Genomic DNA, 22,521 nt, shown 5'->3' with positions numbered 1-22,521 from the left:
ATGGTAAACCAACTCACCGATTATGGGTACTTTCCTTTTTACCTTACTTTTTTTGTATAATTTTTAGAACTTTTTCAAAGCCCGCGAGTCTACATAAGTGAATATGATTCGAGCGACTGAGAAATCAGCATTTTAGATTTAGGAGAAGTCGGCTCGGATGAGTGGACAATTAAGTGATCAACAATTAGTTGAGCGCGTACAACAAGGTGATAAAAACGCTTTTAACCTGTTAGTGCTTAAATATCAAAGTAAAGTCATTAGCTTGATATCCCGTTATGTACGGAACCAAGCGGACGTTGCTGATGTCGCACAGGAAGCGTTTATCAAAGCTTACAGAGCTTTGCCAAACTTTCGCGGTGAAAGTGCATTTTATACTTGGTTGTACCGCATCGCAGTAAACACTGCGAAGAATTATCTCGTATCACAGGGGCGTAGAACGCCTGCGAATGATGTTGATGCAGAAGATGCCGAATATTACGAAGGCAGTGACGCGCTGAAGGAGTTTGCCTCCCCAGAACGGCTAATGTTATCGGATGAAATCAAAAAAGTGATTTTCGATACATTAGAGACCTTGCCTGAAGAATTACGAATGGCCATCTCATTGCGTGAACTCGATGGTATGAGTTACGAAGATATTGCCATAGTCATGGATTGTCCTGTCGGGACCGTAAGATCACGTATCTTCCGAGCACGAGAAGCAATCGATAAAAAGCTCCAGCCTTTGCTGGAAGCCTAAATTCTTATTTTAAGAAACCCTTATATTTAGACAGGTGAAAAATGGATAAATTAGGTCAAGAATGGGTATCTGCCGCAGTCGATGGAGAGACTGATGCGCAGACCATGGCAGAGTTATCTGCTGATACACATTCACATGATAAATGGCATAACTATCATATGATAGGCGATGCCATGCGTGGCGAATTGCCGCAGACTATTGTGTTAGATCTCTCTGCTAGCATTGCTGCCGCCATTGAACTTGAGCCAGCGATAGTTGCGCCTAAGCATCATGCGTCTAAAGTTACTGCACCTGTAACTCCACAAATTGTCGCCAATTCGGAGCAAAGCCGCGTAATACCTTTATTTAAGCAATTTGGTCAATATGCCATTGCTGCGACGGTTGCTATGTTTGCGATTGTGGGTGTGCAGAATTACAATCAAACCGCCGATGATGCCGCGTCACCATCGCCCGTGTTAATTACAAGGCCGCTTATTGGTAGCGCATCACCTGTGAGCCTACAAACCGGTCCTGTACAACAGAATCAAGGCTATACCAATGATCAGGTGAATGAGCAACGTCGCCGAATTAATACTTATATCCAAGATCATATGTTGCAACAACGATTGAATACTGGTGCGGTTGTAGAGGACAATACCGAGGTCATACCCGTTCCGGTCAATCAATAACGAGGAGTTAGCTTGCGTCTAATCCTGTTGGCTTTATTAGCCTTGGTCTTTCCTGCAACCGCGCAGGAGGACATGCCTGCCAAAGCTTGGCTCGAGAAAATGAGTCAGGCTTTACGAGAGAAAGAGTTTAAAGCATCGATTATTCAACTTCAGGCCGATCATATTCGGCCTTTGGTTTACCTGCACGGTAAGGTGAATAATCAAGAAGTTGCCTTTCTAGAATACCTTAACGGTCCACCCAAAAATGCAGTGCGTGTCGGTAATCGTGTCACCTTTATTGAGCACGATGAGCCTGCGTATAGTATCGTTTCTAATCATATTCAAGGTGTCTGGCCCGCTGCTTTCTCTGCCAATATGGCGGACTTAGAAGTGGGTTATCAGTTTGTACTCGGTGGCCGTACCCGTATCGCTGGGCGTCCGGGGCAGATGATCCGCCTGTTGCCTAATGATGAATTCCGTTATGGCTTTCAAATTTGGCTTGATATGGAAACCTATCTGCCGCTGAGATACGACATGCTGACTCAAGATAAGCAATTACTTGAGCAGATCATGGTGATTGAACTCATTGAATTCAGCGAGCCGCCAGCCATTTTGCAAGAGGCCTATAAGCAAGAGTGGCCGGCAGTTATCGATCAAGCCGAGCGCCAAGACGGTCAAAACTGGCAATTTGCTTGGTTACCCGCAGGTTTTACTGTGGTAGTGCGCGACCATCATAGATTAATTGGCAGTCACGAAGCGGTGGAATACATAGCACTGACCGATGGACTGGCAAATATTTCTGTTTATGTGGCGCGTGCAGGCACGAGTCCATTGCCTGAAGAATTAATTACCCGTAATGGCTTGTCATTAGTCTCAGAAAAAGTCGGTAATGCCGAAGTGGTTGCTGTGGGTAAAGTGCCGACAGAAACCTTAACGCGCATTGCTAAAAGTCTGACGCTAGAATAGGACGCCGATTATGATGGAAGAAATTGCCAGAGTCGTCTCCAGTGATAGTCAAGGCTGGTTGACGGTTGAAGTGGAACTTAAGAGTACCTGCAAGAGCTGCAGTAACAGTGAGTCTTGCGGGACCTCTGCTGTCGCTCAGGCTTTTTCCTCGAAAATCCAGCAATTTTCTATTCAGAGTGACCGCCGCTGTGAGGCTGGTGAATTACTCAAATTAGGCCTTCCCGAGAGCGTGATCCTCAAAGCCGCGGCATTAATCTATTTAATGCCGCTGTTTGGCCTGTTTGTCGGCGCGGCGTTAGGACAATTTTTAGGCCAGTTGCTTGAGTTTAATCATAACCTAGGTGCCATGGGCTTTGCGGCCGTTGGTGCCTTGATTGCGTGGTCTTTTGGTAAGCAACAGGCTAAACGTTTAGAAGTTGATGCTCAGCCTGTGATTTTGGCCTATTTAGGTAGGAGCATCAATTTAAACGAATTAGCTCAATAATTTCAATGTGTTATTTTTTATCAAATAGCAGCTAACTGCGGTTTTGGGCGTTGTTTTATCGGCCTGTCTTAAGTAGGAGTGAATGTGATTGGTATTGAAACCGCAATCAGGTACAATTTCGCTCCTTTGAACCGTATCCATTTTCAGTATTAGTCATTGCAGCATAATGAAACAAATTAGAAACTTCTCAATTATTGCCCATATCGACCATGGTAAATCGACGCTATCAGATCGTCTTATTCAGGTTTGTGGCGGTTTAACCGACCGTGAAATGGATTCTCAAGTTTTAGATTCTATGGATCTAGAACGTGAGCGTGGTATTACGATTAAGGCACAAAGTGTCACTTTGGATTATAAAGCCAAAGATGGCCTTGTCTATCAACTCAACTTTATTGATACCCCAGGTCACGTTGACTTCTCCTACGAGGTCTCGCGCTCATTAGCTGCCTGTGAAGGTGCTTTGCTGGTGGTTGATGCGGGTCAGGGCGTTGAAGCTCAGACACTGGCAAACTGTTATACCGCGCTGGATATGAATCTAGATGTGGTACCCATTTTAAACAAGATTGACTTACCACAAGCCGATCCAGAACGTGTTGCTGCCGAGATTGAAGATATCGTTGGTATTGATGCGATGGATGCTGTGCGTTGTTCGGCTAAAACAGGTGTCGGTGTCGACGAGGTTTTAGAAGTCATTGTTGCCAAAATTCCACCGCCAGAAGGCGATCCTGACGCACCATTGCAAGCCTTGATTATCGATTCTTGGTTTGATAACTACTTAGGCGTAGTGTCGTTAGTGCGAATTAAACACGGTAGCCTGAAAAAAGGTGACAAGTTTAAGGTAATGTCTACAGGGCAAAACCACACTGCGGATCGCGTGGGTATTTTCACCCCAAAACAAACTGATAAAACCGAACTTAAAACCGGTGAAGTCGGCTTTGTGATTGCGGGTTTGAAGGAAATTCACGGCGCGCCCGTGGGTGATACGTTAACTTTAGCCAAAAATGGTGCTGAAAAGCCGTTACCTGGTTTTAAGAAAGTGAAGCCACAGGTATACGCTGGCGTATTCCCAATTTCGACCGACGAATATGAAAACTTCCGTGATGCGCTGAACAAACTCAGCCTGAACGATGCGTCATTATTCTTTGAACCTGAAAGTTCATCGGCACTCGGTTTTGGTTTCCGCATTGGCTATTTAGGCCTGCTCCACATGGAAATCGTACAAGAGCGTTTAGAGCGTGAATACAACCTAGAGTTGATCACCACTGCGCCAACCGTAGTGTACGAAGTTGTCATGACCAGCGGTGAAACGATTTATGTTGATAACCCGTCTGATCTGCCTGCGATTAACAACATTGAAGAAATGCGTGAGCCGATTGTTGAGGCCAACATTTTAGTGCCAAAAGAATACTTAGGTAACGTGATTACCCTGTGTATTGAAAAACGTGGCACCCAAGTGAACATGGTTTACCACGGTAACCAAGTGGCTGTGACTTACCATCTGCCAATGGCGGAAGTGGTCATGGACTTCTTCGACCGTTTGAAATCCACTAGCCGTGGCTATGCATCACTCGAATATAACTTTATTCGTTTCGATCCTGCAGACATGGTGCGTTTAGATATTCTCATCAACGGCGACCGAGTCGACGCCTTGGCTATGGTTATCCATAGATCAAACATTCGTCACCGTGGTTTAGCTTTAGTGGATAAGATGAAAGAACTTATTCCACGTCAGATGTTTGATATTGCGATTCAAGCGGCGGTGGGCAGTCAAATTATTGCCCGTTCAACCGTGAAAGCCCTGCGTAAAGACGTAACGGCTAAGTGTTATGGCGGCGACGTTTCTCGTAAGAAAAAACTCTTAAATAAACAAAAAGAGGGTAAGAAACGGATGAAGCAAGTAGGTAACGTTGAGGTGCCACAAGAAGCATTCTTAGCGGTACTTAAGCTAAACGAGTAATCGTTAGCATAAGAAGTGACAATTTAGTTGACTATTGCGCCGCTGTTTGCGGCGCTTTAGTTAGGTTATCGCATTGGTTTATCACTTTGGTTTACCAAGGTCGAATACGGTAAGTTAACTAAAGTATGATATTCGCTGAGTTAGGCACCTTTAATTATTTTTAAGGCAGGAGTTCAATAAGCAATGGCAGCGTATTTTTCCATTATTCTAGTGCTAATCACCCTGATCTCAGGACTTATTTGGTTAGTCGATGTGCTCGTTTTCGCCCCAAAGCGTCGTGAGAGTTTAGCGTTAGCAAAGGCATCACAAGCGAATTTAACTGAAGAAGCTGAGTACCAAATCATTCGTGAGTCGACCATAGTCGAAACCGCGCATTCTATCTTCCCTGTGATTGCCTTTGTGTTGATCCTACGTTCATTTATTTATGAGCCATTTCAAATCCCATCGGGTTCTATGATGCCAACCCTCTTAGTGGGCGACTTCATTCTGGTGGAAAAATTCAGTTATGGGCTTAAAGATCCCGTATGGCGCACTAAACTGGTTGAAACTGGCGAGCCAAAACGCGGTGACGTGGTGGTATTTAAGTATCCTGAAAATCCGCAAATTGACTACATTAAGCGTGTTGTCGGTTTACCGGGTGATAGAATTATTTACCGTAACAAGCAGTTGATGATCCAGAAGGCCTGTGGCGTTGAGCAAACAGCTTGCCCAGAACCACAAGTTATCGCCCGCACAGAGATCAGTCGTGGTGATTACAGCCAAGATGGTGTGCCATTACTGCGTTATAAAGAGGAATTGGGCGATGTTGCCCACGATATTTTGATTAACCCAAGTCGACCTGACATGCTGGGGTATTTTAAGCGCGAAGGTAATTTACCCGCGGGTGAGTTTTTAGTGCCTGAAGGCCATTACTTTGCCATGGGTGATAACCGCGATAACAGTACCGACAGTCGTTTCTGGGGCTTTGTACCAGAAGAGAACCTTGTTGGTAAAGCGGTAGCGATTTGGATTAGTTTTGAATTTGACCGTTCAAAAGCCGACTTTCTCCCAACTTGGGTGCCTAGCGGTGTGCGTTTTGAGCGTGTAGGTGGAATTAAATAGCATGGAACCGATTAAAAATTTGCCACGTTTGTGTCGTACCTTAGGTTATGAGTTCAAGAATATTGAGCTTTTGACTCAAGCGCTGACCCACAGAAGTGCGGCAAATAAGCATAATGAGCGCTTAGAGTTTTTAGGTGATTCAATTTTATCTATCGTGATTTCTGATGCTTTGTATCATCAGTTTCCGAAGGCAACCGAAGGCGATTTAAGCCGGATGCGTGCCACTTTAGTCCGCGGTGATACCTTAACTATCATCGCCCAAGAGTTTAAGCTCGGCGATTATTTATATCTCGGTCCTGGCGAGTTGAAAAGTGGCGGATTTAGACGCGAGTCGATTCTTGCCGATGCGGTTGAAGCCATTATTGGCGCCGTTTACCTTGATTCCGATCTCGAAGTTTGCCGTGCATTACTGCTGAAATGGTATGCCGAGCGTTTGGCCGAAATCCAACCTGGGATCAGTCAGAAAGACGCTAAGACATTACTGCAAGAACATTTACAAGGGTTTAAAAAGCCGCTGCCTGATTACCAAGTAATCAACATAGAAGGCGATGCCCACGATCAGACATTTACCGTTGAATGTCGTATTGAAGACTTGAGTCAAAGCGTCATTGGTGTGGCGAGTTCACGCCGTAAAGCCGAGCAAATCGCGGCCGCTCAAGTATTGGAGTTACTAAAGAAATGACCAAAAAAACAGACTTGTCAGGTATCGATGCTGCAAAAGCGGCAACTGAGCCGAGTTTAGATGAATTACTGGCAAGGATGAATGCGGCCGCGCCAACGCCGTCGGCCCAATACGATGTCACTTATTGCGGCATGGTAGCGATCATTGGTCGCCCTAACGTCGGTAAATCAACGTTAATTAACCGTTTACTTGGTCAGAAGGTAAGTATTACTTCTAAAAAGCCACAAACAACGCGCCACCGTATCATGGGTATTCATACCGATGGTCCGAAGCAAATCGTGTTCATCGATACACCAGGTTTACACATAGAAGAGCAGCGGGCGATTAACCGCCTGATGAACCGCGCAGCAGCCAGTTCGCTTGCCGATGTAGCTATGGTGATTTTTGTGGTCGATGGCATGACGTGGACCGCCGATGATGAGATGGTGTTGAGTAAATTACGCCGTGGCGGTGAAGAGCGTCAGACAATTCTGGCGATTAACAAAGTCGACAATATCAAAGACAAAGAATCGCTGTTCCCGTATTTGGAAGAAGTCGCCAAAAAATATCCTTTCGATGAAATTTTGCCGATTTCAGCCAGTAAAGGTACCAACGTTAAGCGCATTTTAGAGCTAGCGGCGGCGTCTATTCCTGAAGGACCTTTCTTCTTCCCTGAAGACTATGTTACCGATCGTTCGCAACGTTTTATGGCGTCGGAAATTGTGCGTGAAAAATTGATGCGCTTCTTAGGTGATGAATTACCCTATGATGCGACAGTTGAGATTGAACAGTTCAAGATGATGGAAAATGGCGTTTATCAAATCAATGCCTTGATCCTTGTTGAGCGTGAAGGTCAAAAACGTATGGTGATTGGTAGCAAGGGCGAACGTATTCGTACTATCGCAACTCAAGCTCGCTTAGACATGGAGACCTTGTTTGATAATAAAGTTTTCCTCGAAGTGTGGGTGAAAGTGAAATCCGGTTGGGCCGATGATGAACGCGCCTTGCGTAGCTTAGGTTACGGCGACGATTAAGCATTAATTTCAGCGAGCGCGCTTACCGATGAAACGTGGTTACGTTTTACATCATCGCCCATATCGAGAGTCCAGTGTCTTAGTTAACCTGTTAGTTGACGGCATTGGACGGGTTGATGTGGTTACCCGAACCGGCAGCGGTAAGCGCTCTATCAAGAGTATTCTCCAGCCCTTTCAACCGCTGATCTTCGAATTTAGCGGTAAGTCTGAATTAAAAACCTTAACTCAAGTCGAAGCCGCTGCGCCTGCTGTGCCTCTTTCTGGCCAAAGTTTGTTTGCTGGTATGTATATCAATGAGTTATTGGTTCGCACTTTGTCTGTACAGCACAATGCCGAAGAGTTGTTCCTCATTTATCATCAAGCCTTAGTCGGCCTTGCCGCGAAGTTTTGCCAATCCCAACTGCGTTATATTGAGCTCGCCTTGCTGCGGGAATTAGGTTTTATGCCTTCTCTTAGCCGCGATACTCAAGGTGAACCACTCGTACCTGATGATTATTACCAACTCGTGCCTGAGTTAGGTTTTCAATTTGTGCTTAACTCCCGTGCTCGCAACGCCTACCAAGGGGCAATGTTGACGGCGCTTAACGATAACCAGCTCACCGAAGCACATTTTTTGAGCGCGAAGTTGTTGATGCGCTCCCTGTTAACGCCATTACTCGGGACTAAACCTTTGTTGAGTCGACAATTGTTCGTCAGCACAGCCGTACCAACTAAGATTGATGGGAATAATTCGCCCTAGCTCCTGTTTTTTAGCGTGAGCCTAAGTACAATAGGCCGCAATATCAGCGTTAAACATTAAGGAGTTCCCGATGAGCCGTATCTTATTGGGCGTGAATATCGACCATATTGCTACTCTGCGCCAAGCCCGTGGCACCAGTTATCCTGATCCTGTGCATGCTGCTGCCGTTGCTGAACATGCTGGCGCCGATGGCATCACTATCCATTTGCGTGAAGACAGACGCCACATCATAGACCGCGATGTATATTTGTTGGCAAAAACCTTGAAAACCCGCATGAATTTTGAATGCGCTGTGACCGAAGAAATGCTTAACATCGCCTGTGAAATTAAGCCGACCTATGTCTGTTTAGTGCCAGAAAAACGTCAAGAAGTCACCACTGAAGGTGGCTTAGATGTGGCGGGGCAATTAGATAAAATCACTGCAGCAGTTAGTCGTTTAGCTGCTGAGGGTATTCAAGTCTCCTTATTTATCGATGCCGATAAAACTCAAATTGATGCCGCTGTTGCCTCTAGCGCACCGCTTATTGAAATTCATACGGGCTGTTATGCCGATGCTAAAACGGAAGCAGAAGAAGCCACTGAGTTAGCGCGTATTAGCGAAATGGCAAAATACGCCCATGGCAAAGGTTTAGTGGTTAACGCGGGTCATGGTTTGCATTATCACAACGTGAAACCCATCGCGGCGATTCCTGAGTTATATGAACTCAATATCGGTCATGCGATTGTCGCACGTGCCGCTATTGATGGTTTAGCGACAGCAGTGAAAGACATGAAAGTGTTAATGCTTGAAGGTCGTCGAGGCGAATAATGGCGATTGTCGGCCTAGGCACAGATATCGTCGAGATTGAGCGTATTCAGGTCCATGTGGCACGCGCAGGTGACAAGCTGGCGAAACGTGTGCTGACCGAGTCTGAGTTAGCCATTTATACTGCCCATAGTCAGCCAAGTCGTTATCTTGCCAAGCGTTTTGCTGCAAAAGAAGCCGCAGCCAAAGCCCTCGGTACGGGTATTGGCCGCGGCGTGTCGTTTCAGCATATTCACATTGGCAACAATGAGGATGGTGCACCGACGATTCACTTTACCGAGGGGGCGCTGACGCGCTTACAGCAGCTTAAAGCGACGGTTGGGCATATCTCTATTGCCGATGAAAAATCCTACGCGATTGCGACGGTAATCATAGAGTCTTAATAAACCCGAGTTTGTGTCTGTTGGCGGTAAAAAAGGAACCTTAGGGTTCTTTTTTCATTTCTGGATGGGTATCCAAATCAGTGCCAAATTACTGAATGCAACAATTTATTTACTTTTACTGTTCAGCTTAATTGTTTTACGTTAGTTTATGGCTTGCGCGTCGCTCAATTTGGCGCACGTAAAATCAGGGGCAAATGAAGAGGAACCCGACATGAAATCCGCCGCAGAGCAGTTATCGACCTACAAAAGTGTGCATTTAAATCAGCGTAATATTCAGACCCATTTTATTGGCATCCCACTGATTATTTGGTCTGCTTTCCTGTTGTTGGCCACAGTGCGTATTCCGCTGGGGAGTATGGGAGAGACAAGTTTAGCAGTGATAGTCGGTATATTCGTGTTGGCCTATTATGTCCGTTTACACTTAAGGCTTTCAATGGGGCTCATATTATTTATGGTACCTGTGCTGCTCACGACTGAGTGGGCGGCGCATATCGCCGGTGCCACTTGGCTTGCCCTAGGGGTATTTGTGGTGGGCTGGGTGTTCCAGCTAATTGGCCATCAATATGAAAAAGCCAAGCCTGCCTTTGTGGATGACTTAAATCAGCTATTAATTGGGCCATTTTTCTTAATGGCGGAAGTGTATTTTATGTTGGGCTTAGAAAAGGCGCTGAATGCCCAGATAACACCAATGGCGCTTGAGAAGCGTCGTATGCTTGAGGCGAAAAAGTCTGCATAGCTTGGCTAGATAGTGAATTAGAGTAGATAGATTTATAGCTTGGGGGAGCATCATCGCTTGGAGGAAATCGTCCGCCGGACCACATCTTAACTCGTGTGGTTCGGCCATTTTTTATGCTCAAAATTGAGGATTAAACTCTGGGGGGATGATAATACAGTGGGATAATTCTCACTGTATTAATCATATTCTCTGACACATCAATTATCTCTAATGGATAACCTGCTAAACGTAAACTGGTATTCGCAGAAGGAATTTCCTCCAGATACTCCAGAATCAGACCATTGAGGGTTTTAGGGCCATCGGTGGGAAAGTTCCACTTCATTTCTTTATTCAAATCGCGGATCGTAATGCCCGCATCAACTAAGTAGCTGCCATCTTGCTGGACCTTAATGTCTTCACTCGGGGTGGTCAACATAGAAGTGGTAAAGTCGCCGACAATTTCTTCGAGAATATCTTCGAGTGTTACTAGACCTTGAATATCACCATATTCATCAACGACTAAGCCGATGCGCTCTTTATTTTGTTGGAAGTTAGCTAGCTGCACATTGAGTGGCGTACCTTCTGGCACAAAGTAGAGTTCTTTCACTGCGCGCAGCAAAGATGACTTGCTAAATTGCTCTTTAGATTGGAGGCGCAGAGCATCGCGTAGATGAATAAAGCCCACTGCATCGTCTATGGTGTCGCGATACACTAACACTCGGGTATGTGGACTTTGGATCACCTGACGATTGATAACCTTAAATTCGTCATTGACGTTAATTCCGTAGATATCTGAGCGTGGCACCATAATATCTTCAACGGTTACTTTCTCTAAATCCAAGATAGATAACAGCATTTCTTGGTGGCGTCGGGGGATGAGTGCCCCTGCCTCATGTACCACAGTGCGCAACTCTTCTTGGCTTAGTGCATCGCTACTATTAACGGTTTTTATCCCCATCAAACGTAAGATACCTGTGGTTATTAAATTAACGCTTGAGACAACATAGGCAAAGGTAGAGGAAAGTATAAGTAGCAATATGCTAGAGGGAAAAGCAATACGCTCAGGATTTAGCGCTGCGATGGTTTTTGGCGTGACTTCAGCAAAAACGAGCACGACTAACGTAAGCACGCCTGTTGCAACAGCGACCCCTAAGTCGCCCCAAAGACGCATACCAATGATAGTCGCAATAGCCGATGCGGAAATATTGACTAAGTTATTACCAATTAAGATCAATCCAATCAAACGGTCAGGACGCTCAAGTAACTTCAAAGCTCTAATCGCCCCTTTATGGCCATTGTTGGCTAAGTGGCGTAGACGGTAACGGTTGAGAGTCATCATTGCGGTTTCTGAGCCTGAAAAATAGGCAGAGAATAGGATAAGCACTAGTAAAACGATCAGGAGTGCGCTTGTCGATATAGCGTCCAAAAAAGGCTCCAATGTGGCCAGTAAACTTAAGTAAATACCGACATTTAAAAAAAGTGTCAAGTCGGCCGCAGCAATAACTGCCCCAGCCGACTTAAATGTTTAGTTGAGGATTAACTCTTTGACAATGCGCGCGCCAAAATATGCGAGCGAAAGTAAGGATGCGCCAGTCAGAGTATAAATGACTGCGGTACGAATTTTACAACCGACCCAATACTGTTGCCACAGCATAGTAATGTATACAAACCAAGCCATTATCGACAGAATTGCCTTATGACCTTTACCATCGGCGAACATATCTTCAAGGAAGATAAAACCAGTCGCGAGCGACAAACTGAGCAAGATAACGCCGATAATCACTAGGTGATACAGTTGTTTTTCAACTGTCATCAGCGGCGGAATGCCAGGGCTCAGCATAAATTGTTTTTTCTTCAGTTTATTTTGGATCATCGCCAGTTGTATCGCATACAGGGCGGCAATCATCAGGGCGCTGTAGGCCATGAGTGACAATACGACGTGGGCTAATACTTCAGGATAAAGCTCAAAATGCGTGATGAATTTAGGTGGCAATAACCAGAGTAGGGCAACCGAAAGTACTGAGCAGGCGTAAACCACGGGCACGACGACGATGACTTTCAGCCTGAACATCAATATCGTAAAAGTAAAAGCAATAATCCAGTTCACTAAGGAAATCACATTCGTCAGGCTAAAGTTTTGGCCATCTGTGGTGAAAATCACTTGTGATAATGCTGCGGCATGCAAAATAACCGCAATAGCGGCAAAGCCTGCGACAGCACGGCGATTCGGACCGTCTGGGTGAAACAATCTACTCGTCACTAGTACCAATGCAATGCAATAAAAAAACATGGCTGAGGCAGAAAAGATGACCATGGGTAATTAACCTATTTGTGTAGTTAAAGGTGCCTTAAAAACGGGGCATACAGATCAATATTTCCCCTAGAATAACATGAGCTGTCGGCAAATGGGCAGTGACATGAGTTGCAAAATTTAGCAGATTCTTATTGTTAGGGTTAAATAGTGTGTCGACGACAATAAAACATGACTCAGCGCAAGCAAAACACTTAACCACAATCAAGATGGGTGCAGCAGTAGCATAATGCGCATGCATCGTTATAATACAGCCCATCAATCGAGATTCTTAAAGGTATAGAACAGGACGATGTTTGAGAACCTAACCGACAGACTGTCACGCACACTGAAAAATATCAGTGGCCGTGGTCGCTTAACTGAAGAAAACGTTAAGGAAACCCTGCGCGAAGTGCGTATGGCACTGCTGGAGGCCGATGTTGCCCTGCCTGTGGTGCGCGAATTTGTTAATAACGTAAAAGAACGTGCCGTTGGACAAGAAGTCTCTAAAAGCTTAAGCCCAGGTCAAGCCTTTATTAAGATAGTTCAAAGTGAACTTGAAAAATCCATGGGCGAGGCGAATGAAGCCCTAGATTTAGCCACTCAGCCGCCAGCTGTGATTATGATGGCAGGTCTGCAAGGTGCGGGTAAAACCACCAGTGTGGCCAAACTGGGTAAATTTTTACGCGAACGCCATAAAAAATCGGTATTAGTCGTCAGTGCTGACGTTTATCGCCCCGCGGCGATTAAACAGCTTGAGACGTTAGCGCAAGAAGTGGCGGTGGAGTTTTTCCCATCGGACGTTAGCCAAAACCCAATCGACATTGCGAAAGCGGCGATTGCCCACGCTAAATTAAAGTTTATCGATGTGGTGATCCTCGATACCGCGGGTCGTCTGCATGTCGACGAAGCCATGATGGACGAGATCAAAGGCTTACACGCAGCGGTTAAGCCTATCGAAACCTTGTTCGTTGTTGATGCTATGACAGGTCAAGATGCGGCAAACACCGCTAAGGCTTTCAATGAAGCTTTGCCACTGACAGGGGTTATTTTAACTAAAGTCGATGGTGATGCGCGCGGTGGTGCGGCGTTATCGATTCGCCACATTACGGGCAAGCCGATTAAATTCCTCGGTGTGGGTGAAAAGACCGACGCGTTAGAGCCATTCCATCCTGACCGTATTGCCTCACGCATTTTGGGCATGGGCGATGTGTTATCGCTTATCGAAGAAGTTGAGCGCGGCGTCGATAAAGAAAAGGCCATGAAGCTGGCTTCGAAAGTGAAGCAAGGTGGCAGTTTCGATTTAGAAGATTTCCGTGAGCAGTTACAGCAAATGAAAAACATGGGCGGCATGATGAATATGCTGGAAAAACTGCCCGGTGTCGGTCAATTGCCCCCAGAAGCCTTAGCGCAAATCCAAGACGGCAAGATGACAGGCCAAATGGAAGCCATCATTAATTCGATGACTTCCAAGGAGCGCAAGAACCCTGATTTAATCAAGGGCTCACGCAAACGTCGCATCGCAGCTGGTTCTGGCACGCAAATTCAAGATGTAAACCGTTTATTGAAACAGTTTACTCAAATGCAAAAGATGATGAAAAAAATGTCTGCTAAGGGCGGCATGCAAAAAATGATGCGCGGAATGCGCGGTATGATGCCGCCAGGAATGAAATTCCCGGGACGTTAATCGGGCATTTTTAGTTAAACTTAGCACTTTATCAGTCGGTTGACTCTGGCAACAATGAACCGCTTACTGAGGGCGCAGGCGTAATAATCGCCATCTTTGGTTGCATTCGTTGGAAAGTCAGGTAAAATCTTCCGGCTTTCTATCTGGGACTCTTCGCGAACACGGGGTTCCAGTTTTTATTTTTGCTTCAAGCAAATCATTAGAGGATTGAAAACGCATGGTTACCATTCGTTTAGCTCGTGGCGGCGCAAAAAAGCGTCCATTTTACAACATCGTTGTTGCTGATAGCCGTAACGCTCGTGACGGTCGTTTCATCGAGCGTGTTGGTTTCTTCAACCCATTGGCCCGTGGCCAAGAAGAAACTTTACGTTTAGACCTAGCTCGCGTTGAGCACTGGGTTTCTAACGGTGCAGCTGCTACAGAACGTGTAGCAAAACTGATCAAAGACGCTCGTAAAGCAACAGCTTAATAGCGTTAAGGTATAGATTGATGAGCAGTAACCAACAGCCAGTCGTACTGGGGAAATTAGGCTCCTGTCATGGCATTAAAGGTTGGCTGAAAATCACCGCCTATACCGATTCTGTTGAAGGTATCTTTGACTATTCACCTTGGCTTATTAAAGAAAATGGTGAATGGCGCGAAATAAAGGTCACCCAGTGGCGTTATCAAGGTAAGGCCGTTGTTGCCTTACTTGATGGCGTAGAAACACGGGAGCAAGCGCAAATGCTCACAAATTGTGAGATTGCGATTTTGCCGGAACAGATGAACGATTTGCCAGCAGATGAATTCTACTGGCGTGATCTCATCGGTTGCGAAGTGGTCAATACAACAGGCTATAACATGGGAATTGTCGATCAGATCGTGGAAACAGGATCGAACGACGTATTACTCGTTAAAGCCAACGCTAAAGATAGTTTCGGCAAAGTGGAACGTATGATCCCCTTTGTCCCTGAGCAGTTCATCAAAACGGTTGATCTGCAAGGTAAACAGATTTTAGTGGATTGGGATCCTGACTTCTAAGTCGAGGTACAACAGATGTGGTTAGGGGTAATAACCCTGTTCCCAGAGATGTTCCGTGCCGTGACAGACTTTGGTGTTACGGGTCGAGCCGTGAAAAACGGCCTGCTCGAGTTGCACACGTGGAATCCCCGTGATTTCACCCATGATAGACATAATACGGTAGATGACAGGCCTTACGGCGGTGGTCCCGGAATGTTGATGATGGTGCAACCCTTGCGCGATGCCATCCATGCAGCGAAAGCCGCAGCGGGTGAAGGTGCGAAGGTGATTTACTTGTCACCTCAAGGACGCAAGCTGGATCAGCAAGGCGTCACTGAGTTGGCTCAATCATCACGTTTGATTTTGGTCTGTGGTCGATACGAAGGTATTGATGAACGCATCATTCAAACGGAAGTGGATGAAGAGTGGTCGATAGGGGATTACGTGCTTTCGGGCGGCGAATTACCGGCGATGACTCTGATAGATTCAGTATCGAGATTGGTTCCTGGCGTGCTAGGAAAACAAGCTTCGGCGGAGCAAGATTCTTTCTCCGACGGTTTACTGGATTGTCCACATTACACTCGCCCTGAAAGCCTTGATGGTCTTGACGTACCGGCAGTGCTGCTAAGTGGCAACCACGAACAAATTAGACTCTGGCGTTTACAGCAAAGCCTTGGTAGGACTTTACTTAGACGGCCAGAATTATTGCAAAATCTAGCTCTGACTGACGAACAAACGACTCTATTAGCGCAGTTCGTTGAAGCAATGAACAAGCATGCTTAGTCGTAGCTCAGTTAATTCTAGAACGGAGTAAGTTATGAACAACATCATTAAAATGCTCAACGATGAGCAAATGAAACAAGACGTACCTGCGTTTGGTGCTGGTGATACAGTAGTCGTTCAGGTTCGTGTTAAAGAAGGCGATAAAGAGCGTTTACAGGCTTTTGAAGGCGTTGTAATTGCTAAGCGTAACCGTGGTCTGCACTCTGCATTCACAGTACGTAAAATCTCTAATGGCGAAGGTGTTGAGCGTGCTTTCCAAACGCACAGCCCACTGATCGCTAGCATTGAAGTTAAGCGTCGTGGTCGCGTTCGTCGCGCCAAACTGTACTATCTGCGTGATCGTTCAGGTAAATCTGCACGTATCCGTGAGAAGCTGGCAACTAAGTAATAGTTACCGCTACAGAAAACAAGACGTAGTGTTCGCACAGAAAACCGCCCTAGTGGCGGTTTTTTGTTGCTGTTTTTTGAGTATTTATACTTGATCTAAAGAGAATGAACAGGCATAGTGGTCGCCTGATTGTAATGGTGTAGCATTACAGAAGTGCATTGCGATGGATTTACGCTATTTTATATCCGAAATGAATGCCCAAGCTGACTTGAAGTCCTGCTTCGACAACTGGGTTAAACACTAAGTCTTAGGTGGTAAGCATGCAACAAGATACGATTAACAACGTACACATCAGTTCAGAGAAAGTCTTAATCACGCCGCAAGAGCTTAAAAATGCCTTGCCACTCTCTGAGCATGCTTATCGTTATATCCTCAATGCCCGCAAAACCGTGGCTGATATTGTCCATAAGCGCGACAATCGAGTATTGATTGTCACTGGCCCTTGCTCCATCCATGATATCGCCGCCGCTAAGGAATACGCTTTAAGGCTTAAAACTCTGCACGATGAACTCAGTGATGAGTTCTATATCTTAATGCGAGTCTACTTTGAAAAGCCACGTACTACGGTAGGTTGGAAGGGCATGATCAACGATCCCGATATGGATGAATCCTTCGATGTCGAAAAAGGCCTGAAAATGGCCCGTGAGCTGATGATTTGGTTGGCCGAGTTAGGACTGCCTGTTGCCACCGAAGCACTCGATCCTATCAGTCCTCAGTACATTTCTGAGCTTGTCACTTGGTCTGCCATTGGCGCTCGCACCACTGAATCGCAGACTCATAGGGAAATGGCATCGGGTCTTTCTATGCCGGTGGGCTTTAAAAATGGCACCGATGGTAAGCTCGATGTAGCGATTAATGCGCTAAAATCGGCGGCCAGTAGCCACAGATTTATGGGCATAAACCAGCAGGGCCAAGTCGCATTATTGCAAACTGCGGGCAATCCCGATGGCCATGTGATTTTACGCGGTGGTGCAACGCCCAACTATGATGCGGCGAGTGTGGCAGAGTGTGAAACGCAGCTCCATAAAGCCAAACTCAATGCACGTTTGATCATCGATTGCAGCCATGGCAATTCATCCAAAGACTACAGCCGCCAAAAGCCTGTCTGTGAAGATGTGTTCGAGCAGATTTTTAACGGCAATAAGTCGATTATTGGCGTCATGCTAGAAAGTCATTTAAATGAAGGCAATCAAAGTTGTGATAGGCCATTAAGCGAGCTAGCTTACGGTGTTTCTGTAACAGATTCTTGTATTAATTGGGAAAAAACAGAAACCATTTTACGGGAAGGCGCAGCGAAGTTATCTTCAATACTTCCAACGCGTTTCGATATGCTGAAAGTAGCTAACGCTTAAATTGGTTACAGCTTAATGGACTCAGGTATGAATGAAAAAACAACGGCCGAATTAGAACACCTTCGCGGCCTGATTGATGGTGTTGATCAGCAATTACTGCACTTACTGCGTAAGCGCTTGGATCTCGTTGCACAAGTGGGCACGGTGAAACACGGCGCGGGTTTACCGATTTATGCACCTCAGCGTGAAGCAGCCATGCTGGCTAAACGCCGTGAAGAAGCAAAAACTATGGGGATCGAGCCGCAGTTGATCGAAGATATTTTACGTCGCTTGATGCGTGAGTCTTACCTTAATGAGAAAGATGTAGGCTTTAAACAAGTCAAAAAAGATTTAGGGTCTGTGGTGATTATCGGCGGTAAAGGTCAGCTTGGTGGGCTATTTTCACAAATGCTGACTTTATCCGGCTACCAAGTGAATCTGCTTGATAAAGACGATTGGCAGCAAGCAGATAGCCTATTTGCCGATGCGGGCGTGGTGTTAGTGACTGTGCCGATTGCGATTACTTGCGATCTTATTCGTGAAAAGCTGACCCAATTACCAGCTGACTGCATTCTGGCAGATTTGACCTCCATCAAGACTGAGCCGGTTAAAGCCATGCTTGAGGCGCATTCTGGTCCTGTCGTTGGTTTTCATCCTATGTTTGGTCCTGATGTGGGCAGTCTGGCGAAGCAAGTCGTGGTGGTGTGTCATGGTCGCTCGCCGGAAAAATACCAGTGGCTACTTGAGCAGATCGCCATTTGGGGGGCGCGGATTGTCGAAGCAGAACCAGAGCGTCACGACAATGCGATGCAGCTAGTGCAGGCAATGCGTCACTTCTCGACCTTTGTGTATGGTTTGAATCTGTGTAAGGAAGAGGCCGATATTGATACTTTACTGCAATTTAGCTCGCCGATTTATCGATTAGAATTGGCTATGGTAGGGCGCTTATTCGCCCAAAGCCCAGAGCTTTATGCCGATATTATTTTTGCCCAGCAAGATAGCCAGCATGCTATTGGTGATTATTTAGACAACTACCGTGAAGCGTTAGAGCTACTAAAACGGGGTGACAGGAACGAGTTTATTAAGCAGTTCCAAAGTGTCGCCAAATGGTTTGGGGATTTCGCCCCTCAATTCCAGCGCGAAAGTCGTATTATGCTGCAATCGGTTAATGATATGAAAACCAATTAATAAATAAACAGTTACTCTTTAAAACGCCCATCATTGATGGGCGTTTTTTTATGGATTTTTTAACAGGTCACATTGTATTTATTAGCAATTGCTTAAGGTGATCTTTCTCTAACATTTAGCATCTCACTTTAGAAATGACTGTCGCTTATGGCACGTTTAGGTAGACTAGTTTTAAACATGCAAAAATAAAGCATGAATTTAAATTAGGAGTCTATCCATGTTCTGTATTCAGTGTGAGCAAACCATTCGTACACCCGCTGGCAATGGTTGTAGTTATTCCCAAGGTATGTGTGGCAAGTTGGCGGCAACGTCCGATCTGCAAGACTTGCTGATTTACATGCTACAAGGCGTGTCTGTATATGCGGTTAAAGCTCGCGAGCTGGGCATTATCGATGCTGAAATTGATAGTTTTGTGCCTAAAGCCTTTTTCGCGACCCTCACCAACGTCAACTTCGATGATGAGCGCATTATGGCCTATACCCAGCAGGCGGCTAAGTATCGTGCTCAGTTAAAAGCTTCTTACGAAGCGGCTTGTGAACAAGCCGGTATTGCTGCTGAGCAAGTGCCGCAAGTCGCTCAGTTAGTGCTGGGGACCAGTAAGATTGAAATGCTAGCGCAGGCACCGATTGCATTGCTGAATAAAGATAAGCATGAAGTTCATGAAGACATCATGGGGTTGAGGTTATTGTGTTTATATGGCCTTAAGGGCGCGGCTGCTTATATGGAGCATGCTCGCGTGTTGGGTCAGACTGATGCTGATGTGGCAGGGCGCTTCCATGAAATTATGTCTTTCTTAGGTGAGCCGAGTGTTGATGGCGATAAGCTGTTTACTACGGCTATGGACATAGGTCAGTTGAACTACCGCATAATGGCAATGCTGGATGCGGGTGAAACTCAGGCCTTTGGTCATCCTGAGCCAACTGTGGTCAACACTAAGTCAGTTAAGGGCAAAGCCATACTAGTTTCTGGCCATGACATGAAGGATTTAGAGCTTATTCTCGAGCAGACGGTAGGCAAGGGTATCAATGTGTTTACCCACGGTGAAATGCTTCCTGCACTGGCGTATCCTGCCTTTAAAAAATATGCACATCTTGTCGGAAATTACGGCAGTGCTTGGCAGAATCAACAGCAAGAATTTGCCAATTTCCCTGGCGCTGTAATGATGACATCTAACTGTATTATCGATCCAAATGTGGGTAGTTATAGTGATCGTATCTTTACTCGCAGCATAGTGGGCTGGCCTGGTGTGGTGCATATCGAAGGAGATGATTTCTCGGCTGTCATTGATAAAGCGTTAGCCTTAGAAGGCTTTATCTATGATGAAATCCCACACACTATCACTATTGGTTTTGCCCGCAATGCCTTGATGGCCGCAGCGCCCGCCGTGGTTGAAAATGTGAAAAGTGGTGCGATTAAGCATTTCTTCCTTGTTGGCGGTTGCGATGGCGACAAAGCTGACAGAAGCTACTTCACTGAACTTGCTAAATCCACACCTAAGGATTCAATAATCCTGACGCTAGGCTGTGGTAAGTACAAATTCAATAAGCTCGAATTTGGTGACATTAACGGTATTCCACGTTTGCTCGATGTGGGCCAATGTAACGATGCCTATTCAGCGATTCAGTTAGCGATTGCATTAGCTGAAGTGTTTGAATGTGATATCAATGAATTACCTCTGAGCTTAGTGCTTTCTTGGTTTGAGCAAAAAGCCATTGTAGTACTGCTGACGCTGTTGTCACTTGGCGTTAAAAATATTCGAACAGGCCCGACGCCACCTGCATTCCTGACGGCCAATTTAGCCAAAATTTTGGAAGATAAGTTTGGCTTGCGTAATACCACGACAGTCGAAGCCGATTTAAAAAATATGTTAAACGTGGCTTAAATCAACCAAGAATTGTTGCTGAACTGCGGTTTTGGCTTGTTTACTGAGGCCGCAGTGTTTTGTGGGTAAATGCTATGAACATGAGTGTGATAGCGGGAGCGCGGGCATTATCGGTTTCGCCCCATAAACCCGGAAGTGTTAATCAATTAGTGTGCGTCGAACGCTGGAATGAAACCTCGGATGTCGTGAGTTTTCGTTTTCAAGCGGGCGAGCCGATGAAGTTTGACTATAAACCCGGTCAGTTTATGACCTTTGTGCTTGAGATTAATGGCGAGCAAGTGTGCCGCAGTTATACCTTGTCATCATCGCCATCTAGGCCCTATTCCTTGATGGTGACGATTAAGCGTGTTGCGGGTGGACTCGTATCTAATTATCTTATCGACAATCTATTACTCGGCCAGAGTGTACGAGTGCTGCCGCCCGCGGGGCAATTTAATCTGTTTGATATTGCTCGGCTAAGCCATAAACAGCCAGAGACTGAAAAGTTAGATGCTAATTTGTTAGCTATAACGGCGCAGAAATACCTTTTTTTGAGTGCTGGTTGCGGTATTACCCCCATGTACTCTATGTCGCGTTATCTGACTGATACACAAATTGATGCCGATATTGCCTTTGTGCACAGTGCGCGATCAGAGAATGATATTATTTTTAAGTCATCATTGGCGACTATGGCCAACCGTTTTAATGCATTTAAGCTCAGCTACGTACTTGAGACTGTCACTGAAACACTGGGGTGTTCACCAAAGATAGCATTCGATTTCGGGCGGTTAAGTGCACAGATGCTACAAACCTTAGTACCTGATTTTGCAGAGCGTACTATCTACCTTTGTGGGCCAGAACCTTATATGCAAGCGGTAAAAGCCTTATTGGTCGAACTCAATTTTGATATGAGTCGGTTATACCATGAGAGTTTTGCCACGGCCGAGAAAGTTGCCCGTAGTCAGCTTATGCAAGCAAACTCGTCAGATGGAACGAGTGAAAACCCACCAGAAGTGGCTTTCGCCTTGTCTATTGGCGATCGAAGCACGACGCTAAATCAAGGACAAAGTCTGCTGGAGGGAATTGAGGCGGAAGGGTTGCCGATTATTGCGGCCTGTCGTTCGGGCGTTTGCGGCGCGTGTAAGTGTCAAGTCTTGGAGGGCGAAACGGTATCGACAAGCGTGATGACACTGACTACTGCAGAAATTGAAGCCGGTTTTGTACTCGCTTGCTCCACAAAATTAGCATCCGACGTGACACTTAAACTTTAACGTGCTGCTAATTAGCGTCATTTACTTGTGACTTATTTTTAAATGGATGGAAATATTTCTAATCCTTAGTTGCGCTTATCTCAGTGAGAACGTAAGGTTAATGACAAGGGCGTATGATGTTTGCGCCCAGTCTATTAGTCTGGCTGGAGTCTCTCAATGACAATGACAACCACTTATGCCGCAAAAATTGAAGACCGTACTCTGGGACATTTGTTGTACGCCTTGATGTCGGGTTTTCCCTTATTATTACTTCCTGTGCTGCTAAGTTTGTTCATTAATGTTTCCCAACGCCAATTCCATGGTAATCCATTATTGGCGTCGCATTTACGTTGGCAACGGCATTCTAATCTCGCCTTTCTTGGCTTACTAGTGCTCGGCTATTGCGTTCCACTGACTTGGCTCAGTCTTTCGATTTATCTCTTTGGGATCATTTGGTTTTGCCACAGGATCATTAAAGGGTGGTTAAGTCTATTGGATGGTTTAGAAATCTAAACT

General features: G+C 45.7%; 24 protein-coding genes. 22 read left to right on the top strand and 2 right to left on the bottom strand.

The features are described 5' to 3' along the window. Window positions 1-157: 157 nt before the first annotated feature. The 12 genes from rpoE (at window position 158) to GWI56_RS03285 (ending at window position 10,249) form a co-directional block, all read left to right on the top strand. Window positions 158-736, top strand: a complete 579-nt coding sequence (gene rpoE / locus GWI56_RS03340; RefSeq protein WP_028760826.1) for an RNA polymerase sigma factor RpoE — start codon at window positions 158-160, stop codon at window positions 734-736. A 41-nt stretch (window positions 737-777) separates the two neighbouring features. Next, window positions 778-1,404, top strand: coding sequence for an RseA family anti-sigma factor (locus GWI56_RS03335; protein ID WP_198572135.1), 627 nt, complete (start codon window positions 778-780; stop codon window positions 1,402-1,404). 12 nt (window positions 1,405-1,416) lie between these two features. After that, complete coding sequence (locus tag GWI56_RS03330; protein WP_028760824.1) at window positions 1,417-2,349, top strand: MucB/RseB C-terminal domain-containing protein; 933 nt, start codon at window positions 1,417-1,419, stop codon at window positions 2,347-2,349. Between the two features lie 10 nt (window positions 2,350-2,359). Next, on the top strand, window positions 2,360-2,833 hold the full coding sequence (locus GWI56_RS03325; RefSeq protein WP_198572134.1) for a SoxR reducing system RseC family protein: 474 nt from the start codon (window positions 2,360-2,362) through the stop codon (window positions 2,831-2,833). Between the two features lie 166 nt (window positions 2,834-2,999). Continuing rightward, the gene (gene lepA, locus GWI56_RS03320; protein ID WP_028760822.1) at window positions 3,000-4,790 is read left to right on the top strand and encodes a translation elongation factor 4; all 1,791 of its coding nucleotides are present in this window, start codon (window positions 3,000-3,002) and stop codon (window positions 4,788-4,790) included. A gap of 183 nt (window positions 4,791-4,973) precedes the next feature. Next, the gene (gene lepB / locus GWI56_RS03315; protein WP_168823422.1) at window positions 4,974-5,891 is read left to right on the top strand and encodes a signal peptidase I; all 918 of its coding nucleotides are present in this window, start codon (window positions 4,974-4,976) and stop codon (window positions 5,889-5,891) included. A 1-nt stretch (window position 5,892) separates the two neighbouring features. Further along, the gene (gene rnc / locus GWI56_RS03310) at window positions 5,893-6,573 is read left to right on the top strand and encodes a ribonuclease III (RefSeq protein WP_012088603.1); all 681 of its coding nucleotides are present in this window, start codon (window positions 5,893-5,895) and stop codon (window positions 6,571-6,573) included. Next, window positions 6,570-7,586 (top strand): GTPase Era, encoded by a 1,017-nt coding sequence (gene era / locus GWI56_RS03305; protein ID WP_028760819.1) that lies wholly within the window; start codon window positions 6,570-6,572, stop codon window positions 7,584-7,586. The genes rnc and era overlap by 4 nt, the downstream gene beginning before the upstream one ends. A gap of 28 nt (window positions 7,587-7,614) precedes the next feature. After that, a complete protein-coding gene (recO, locus tag GWI56_RS03300; RefSeq protein WP_198572133.1) occupies window positions 7,615-8,325 on the top strand; it encodes a DNA repair protein RecO in 711 nt (236 codons plus the stop codon). Between the two features lie 70 nt (window positions 8,326-8,395). After that, a complete protein-coding gene (gene pdxJ / locus GWI56_RS03295) occupies window positions 8,396-9,133 on the top strand; it encodes a pyridoxine 5'-phosphate synthase (protein ID WP_198572132.1) in 738 nt (245 codons plus the stop codon). Then, complete coding sequence (acpS, locus tag GWI56_RS03290; RefSeq protein ID WP_198572131.1) at window positions 9,133-9,513, top strand: holo-ACP synthase; 381 nt, start codon at window positions 9,133-9,135, stop codon at window positions 9,511-9,513. The genes pdxJ and acpS overlap by 1 nt, the downstream gene beginning before the upstream one ends. A 211-nt stretch (window positions 9,514-9,724) precedes the next feature. Next, on the top strand, window positions 9,725-10,249 hold the full coding sequence (locus GWI56_RS03285) for an Mpo1-like protein (protein WP_131523031.1): 525 nt from the start codon (window positions 9,725-9,727) through the stop codon (window positions 10,247-10,249). A 130-nt stretch (window positions 10,250-10,379) separates the two neighbouring features. Here GWI56_RS03285 and GWI56_RS03280 read toward each other — a convergent pair whose 3' ends face one another. Both GWI56_RS03280 and ccsA read right to left on the bottom strand, forming a co-directional pair. After that, window positions 10,380-11,654, bottom strand: a complete 1,275-nt coding sequence (locus tag GWI56_RS03280; protein WP_113940661.1) for a CNNM domain-containing protein — start codon at window positions 11,652-11,654, stop codon at window positions 10,380-10,382. 99 nt (window positions 11,655-11,753) lie between these two features. Next, entirely contained in the window at window positions 11,754-12,542 is a 789-nt protein-coding gene (ccsA, locus tag GWI56_RS03275) for a cytochrome c biogenesis protein CcsA (RefSeq protein ID WP_028760813.1), read from the bottom strand. Between the two features lie 289 nt (window positions 12,543-12,831). Between ccsA and ffh the strand changes: the two genes are divergently transcribed. The 10 genes from ffh to GWI56_RS03225 all read left to right on the top strand — a co-directional run bounded on the left by ffh (window position 12,832) and on the right by GWI56_RS03225 (window position 22,518). Further along, window positions 12,832-14,205 carry a signal recognition particle protein gene (ffh, locus tag GWI56_RS03270; protein ID WP_198572130.1) on the top strand — a complete coding sequence of 458 codons (1,374 nt, stop codon included), beginning with the start codon at window positions 12,832-12,834 and terminating at the stop codon, window positions 14,203-14,205. Between the two features lie 217 nt (window positions 14,206-14,422). After that, window positions 14,423-14,674 (top strand): 30S ribosomal protein S16, encoded by a 252-nt coding sequence (rpsP, locus tag GWI56_RS03265; protein WP_006080788.1) that lies wholly within the window; start codon window positions 14,423-14,425, stop codon window positions 14,672-14,674. A gap of 20 nt (window positions 14,675-14,694) precedes the next feature. Then, complete coding sequence (gene rimM / locus GWI56_RS03260) at window positions 14,695-15,225, top strand: ribosome maturation factor RimM (RefSeq protein WP_006080789.1); 531 nt, start codon at window positions 14,695-14,697, stop codon at window positions 15,223-15,225. A 15-nt stretch (window positions 15,226-15,240) separates the two neighbouring features. Then, window positions 15,241-15,987, top strand: a complete 747-nt coding sequence (gene trmD, locus GWI56_RS03255; protein ID WP_028760810.1) for a tRNA (guanosine(37)-N1)-methyltransferase TrmD — start codon at window positions 15,241-15,243, stop codon at window positions 15,985-15,987. A gap of 34 nt (window positions 15,988-16,021) precedes the next feature. Next, window positions 16,022-16,375 (top strand): 50S ribosomal protein L19, encoded by a 354-nt coding sequence (rplS, locus tag GWI56_RS03250; protein ID WP_006080791.1) that lies wholly within the window; start codon window positions 16,022-16,024, stop codon window positions 16,373-16,375. 260 nt (window positions 16,376-16,635) lie between these two features. Then, window positions 16,636-17,727 carry a 3-deoxy-7-phosphoheptulonate synthase gene (locus GWI56_RS03245; RefSeq protein ID WP_198572129.1) on the top strand — a complete coding sequence of 364 codons (1,092 nt, stop codon included), beginning with the start codon at window positions 16,636-16,638 and terminating at the stop codon, window positions 17,725-17,727. Window positions 17,728-17,754: 27 nt separating this feature from the next. Beyond that, complete coding sequence (gene tyrA, locus GWI56_RS03240) at window positions 17,755-18,894, top strand: bifunctional chorismate mutase/prephenate dehydrogenase (protein ID WP_198572128.1); 1,140 nt, start codon at window positions 17,755-17,757, stop codon at window positions 18,892-18,894. Window positions 18,895-19,111: 217 nt separating this feature from the next. After that, window positions 19,112-20,776 carry a hydroxylamine reductase gene (hcp, locus tag GWI56_RS03235; RefSeq protein ID WP_198572127.1) on the top strand — a complete coding sequence of 555 codons (1,665 nt, stop codon included), beginning with the start codon at window positions 19,112-19,114 and terminating at the stop codon, window positions 20,774-20,776. A 74-nt stretch (window positions 20,777-20,850) separates the two neighbouring features. Further along, window positions 20,851-22,026: a hybrid-cluster NAD(P)-dependent oxidoreductase gene (locus tag GWI56_RS03230; protein ID WP_198572126.1), complete on the top strand. Its 1,176-nt coding sequence runs from the start codon at window positions 20,851-20,853 to the stop codon at window positions 22,024-22,026. 156 nt (window positions 22,027-22,182) lie between these two features. Continuing rightward, window positions 22,183-22,518 carry a hypothetical protein gene (locus GWI56_RS03225; protein WP_105249849.1) on the top strand — a complete coding sequence of 112 codons (336 nt, stop codon included), beginning with the start codon at window positions 22,183-22,185 and terminating at the stop codon, window positions 22,516-22,518. Window positions 22,519-22,521 lie beyond the last annotated feature (3 nt).

Origin of the sequence: Shewanella sp. DW31, from assembly GCF_015767295.1 — a bacterium.
GTDB classification, from domain to species: domain Bacteria; phylum Pseudomonadota; class Gammaproteobacteria; order Enterobacterales; family Shewanellaceae; genus Shewanella; species Shewanella oncorhynchi.
Note: the sequence above shows the minus strand (reverse complement) of the source record. Positions and strands in the feature narration are given on the sequence as shown.

What these genes read in the sequence shown, in the direction of transcription:
- GWI56_RS03245 (WP_198572129.1), top strand. Translation starts at nt 16,636, where the DNA reads ATGCAACAAGATACGATTAACAACGTACACATCAGTTCAGAGAAAGTC.
- GWI56_RS03225 (WP_105249849.1), top strand. Translation starts at nt 22,183, where the DNA reads ATGACAATGACAACCACTTATGCCGCAAAAATTGAAGACCGTACTCTG.
- pdxJ (WP_198572132.1), top strand. Translation starts at nt 8,396, where the DNA reads ATGAGCCGTATCTTATTGGGCGTGAATATCGACCATATTGCTACTCTG.
- era (WP_028760819.1), top strand. Translation starts at nt 6,570, where the DNA reads ATGACCAAAAAAACAGACTTGTCAGGTATCGATGCTGCAAAAGCGGCA.
- lepB (WP_168823422.1), top strand. Translation starts at nt 4,974, where the DNA reads ATGGCAGCGTATTTTTCCATTATTCTAGTGCTAATCACCCTGATCTCA.
- GWI56_RS03230 (WP_198572126.1), top strand. Translation starts at nt 20,851, where the DNA reads ATGAACATGAGTGTGATAGCGGGAGCGCGGGCATTATCGGTTTCGCCC.
- GWI56_RS03325 (WP_198572134.1), top strand. Translation starts at nt 2,360, where the DNA reads ATGATGGAAGAAATTGCCAGAGTCGTCTCCAGTGATAGTCAAGGCTGG.
- GWI56_RS03335 (WP_198572135.1), top strand. Translation starts at nt 778, where the DNA reads ATGGATAAATTAGGTCAAGAATGGGTATCTGCCGCAGTCGATGGAGAG.
- rplS (WP_006080791.1), top strand. Translation starts at nt 16,022, where the DNA reads ATGAACAACATCATTAAAATGCTCAACGATGAGCAAATGAAACAAGAC.
- tyrA (WP_198572128.1), top strand. Translation starts at nt 17,755, where the DNA reads ATGAATGAAAAAACAACGGCCGAATTAGAACACCTTCGCGGCCTGATT.
- ccsA (WP_028760813.1), bottom strand. Translation starts at nt 12,542, where the DNA reads ATGGTCATCTTTTCTGCCTCAGCCATGTTTTTTTATTGCATTGCATTG.
- rpsP (WP_006080788.1), top strand. Translation starts at nt 14,423, where the DNA reads ATGGTTACCATTCGTTTAGCTCGTGGCGGCGCAAAAAAGCGTCCATTT.
- acpS (WP_198572131.1), top strand. Translation starts at nt 9,133, where the DNA reads ATGGCGATTGTCGGCCTAGGCACAGATATCGTCGAGATTGAGCGTATT.
- hcp (WP_198572127.1), top strand. Translation starts at nt 19,112, where the DNA reads ATGTTCTGTATTCAGTGTGAGCAAACCATTCGTACACCCGCTGGCAAT.
- GWI56_RS03285 (WP_131523031.1), top strand. Translation starts at nt 9,725, where the DNA reads ATGAAATCCGCCGCAGAGCAGTTATCGACCTACAAAAGTGTGCATTTA.
- lepA (WP_028760822.1), top strand. Translation starts at nt 3,000, where the DNA reads ATGAAACAAATTAGAAACTTCTCAATTATTGCCCATATCGACCATGGT.
- recO (WP_198572133.1), top strand. Translation starts at nt 7,615, where the DNA reads ATGAAACGTGGTTACGTTTTACATCATCGCCCATATCGAGAGTCCAGT.
- rpoE (WP_028760826.1), top strand. Translation starts at nt 158, where the DNA reads ATGAGTGGACAATTAAGTGATCAACAATTAGTTGAGCGCGTACAACAA.
- ffh (WP_198572130.1), top strand. Translation starts at nt 12,832, where the DNA reads ATGTTTGAGAACCTAACCGACAGACTGTCACGCACACTGAAAAATATC.
- trmD (WP_028760810.1), top strand. Translation starts at nt 15,241, where the DNA reads ATGTGGTTAGGGGTAATAACCCTGTTCCCAGAGATGTTCCGTGCCGTG.
- rimM (WP_006080789.1), top strand. Translation starts at nt 14,695, where the DNA reads ATGAGCAGTAACCAACAGCCAGTCGTACTGGGGAAATTAGGCTCCTGT.
- rnc (WP_012088603.1), top strand. Translation starts at nt 5,893, where the DNA reads ATGGAACCGATTAAAAATTTGCCACGTTTGTGTCGTACCTTAGGTTAT.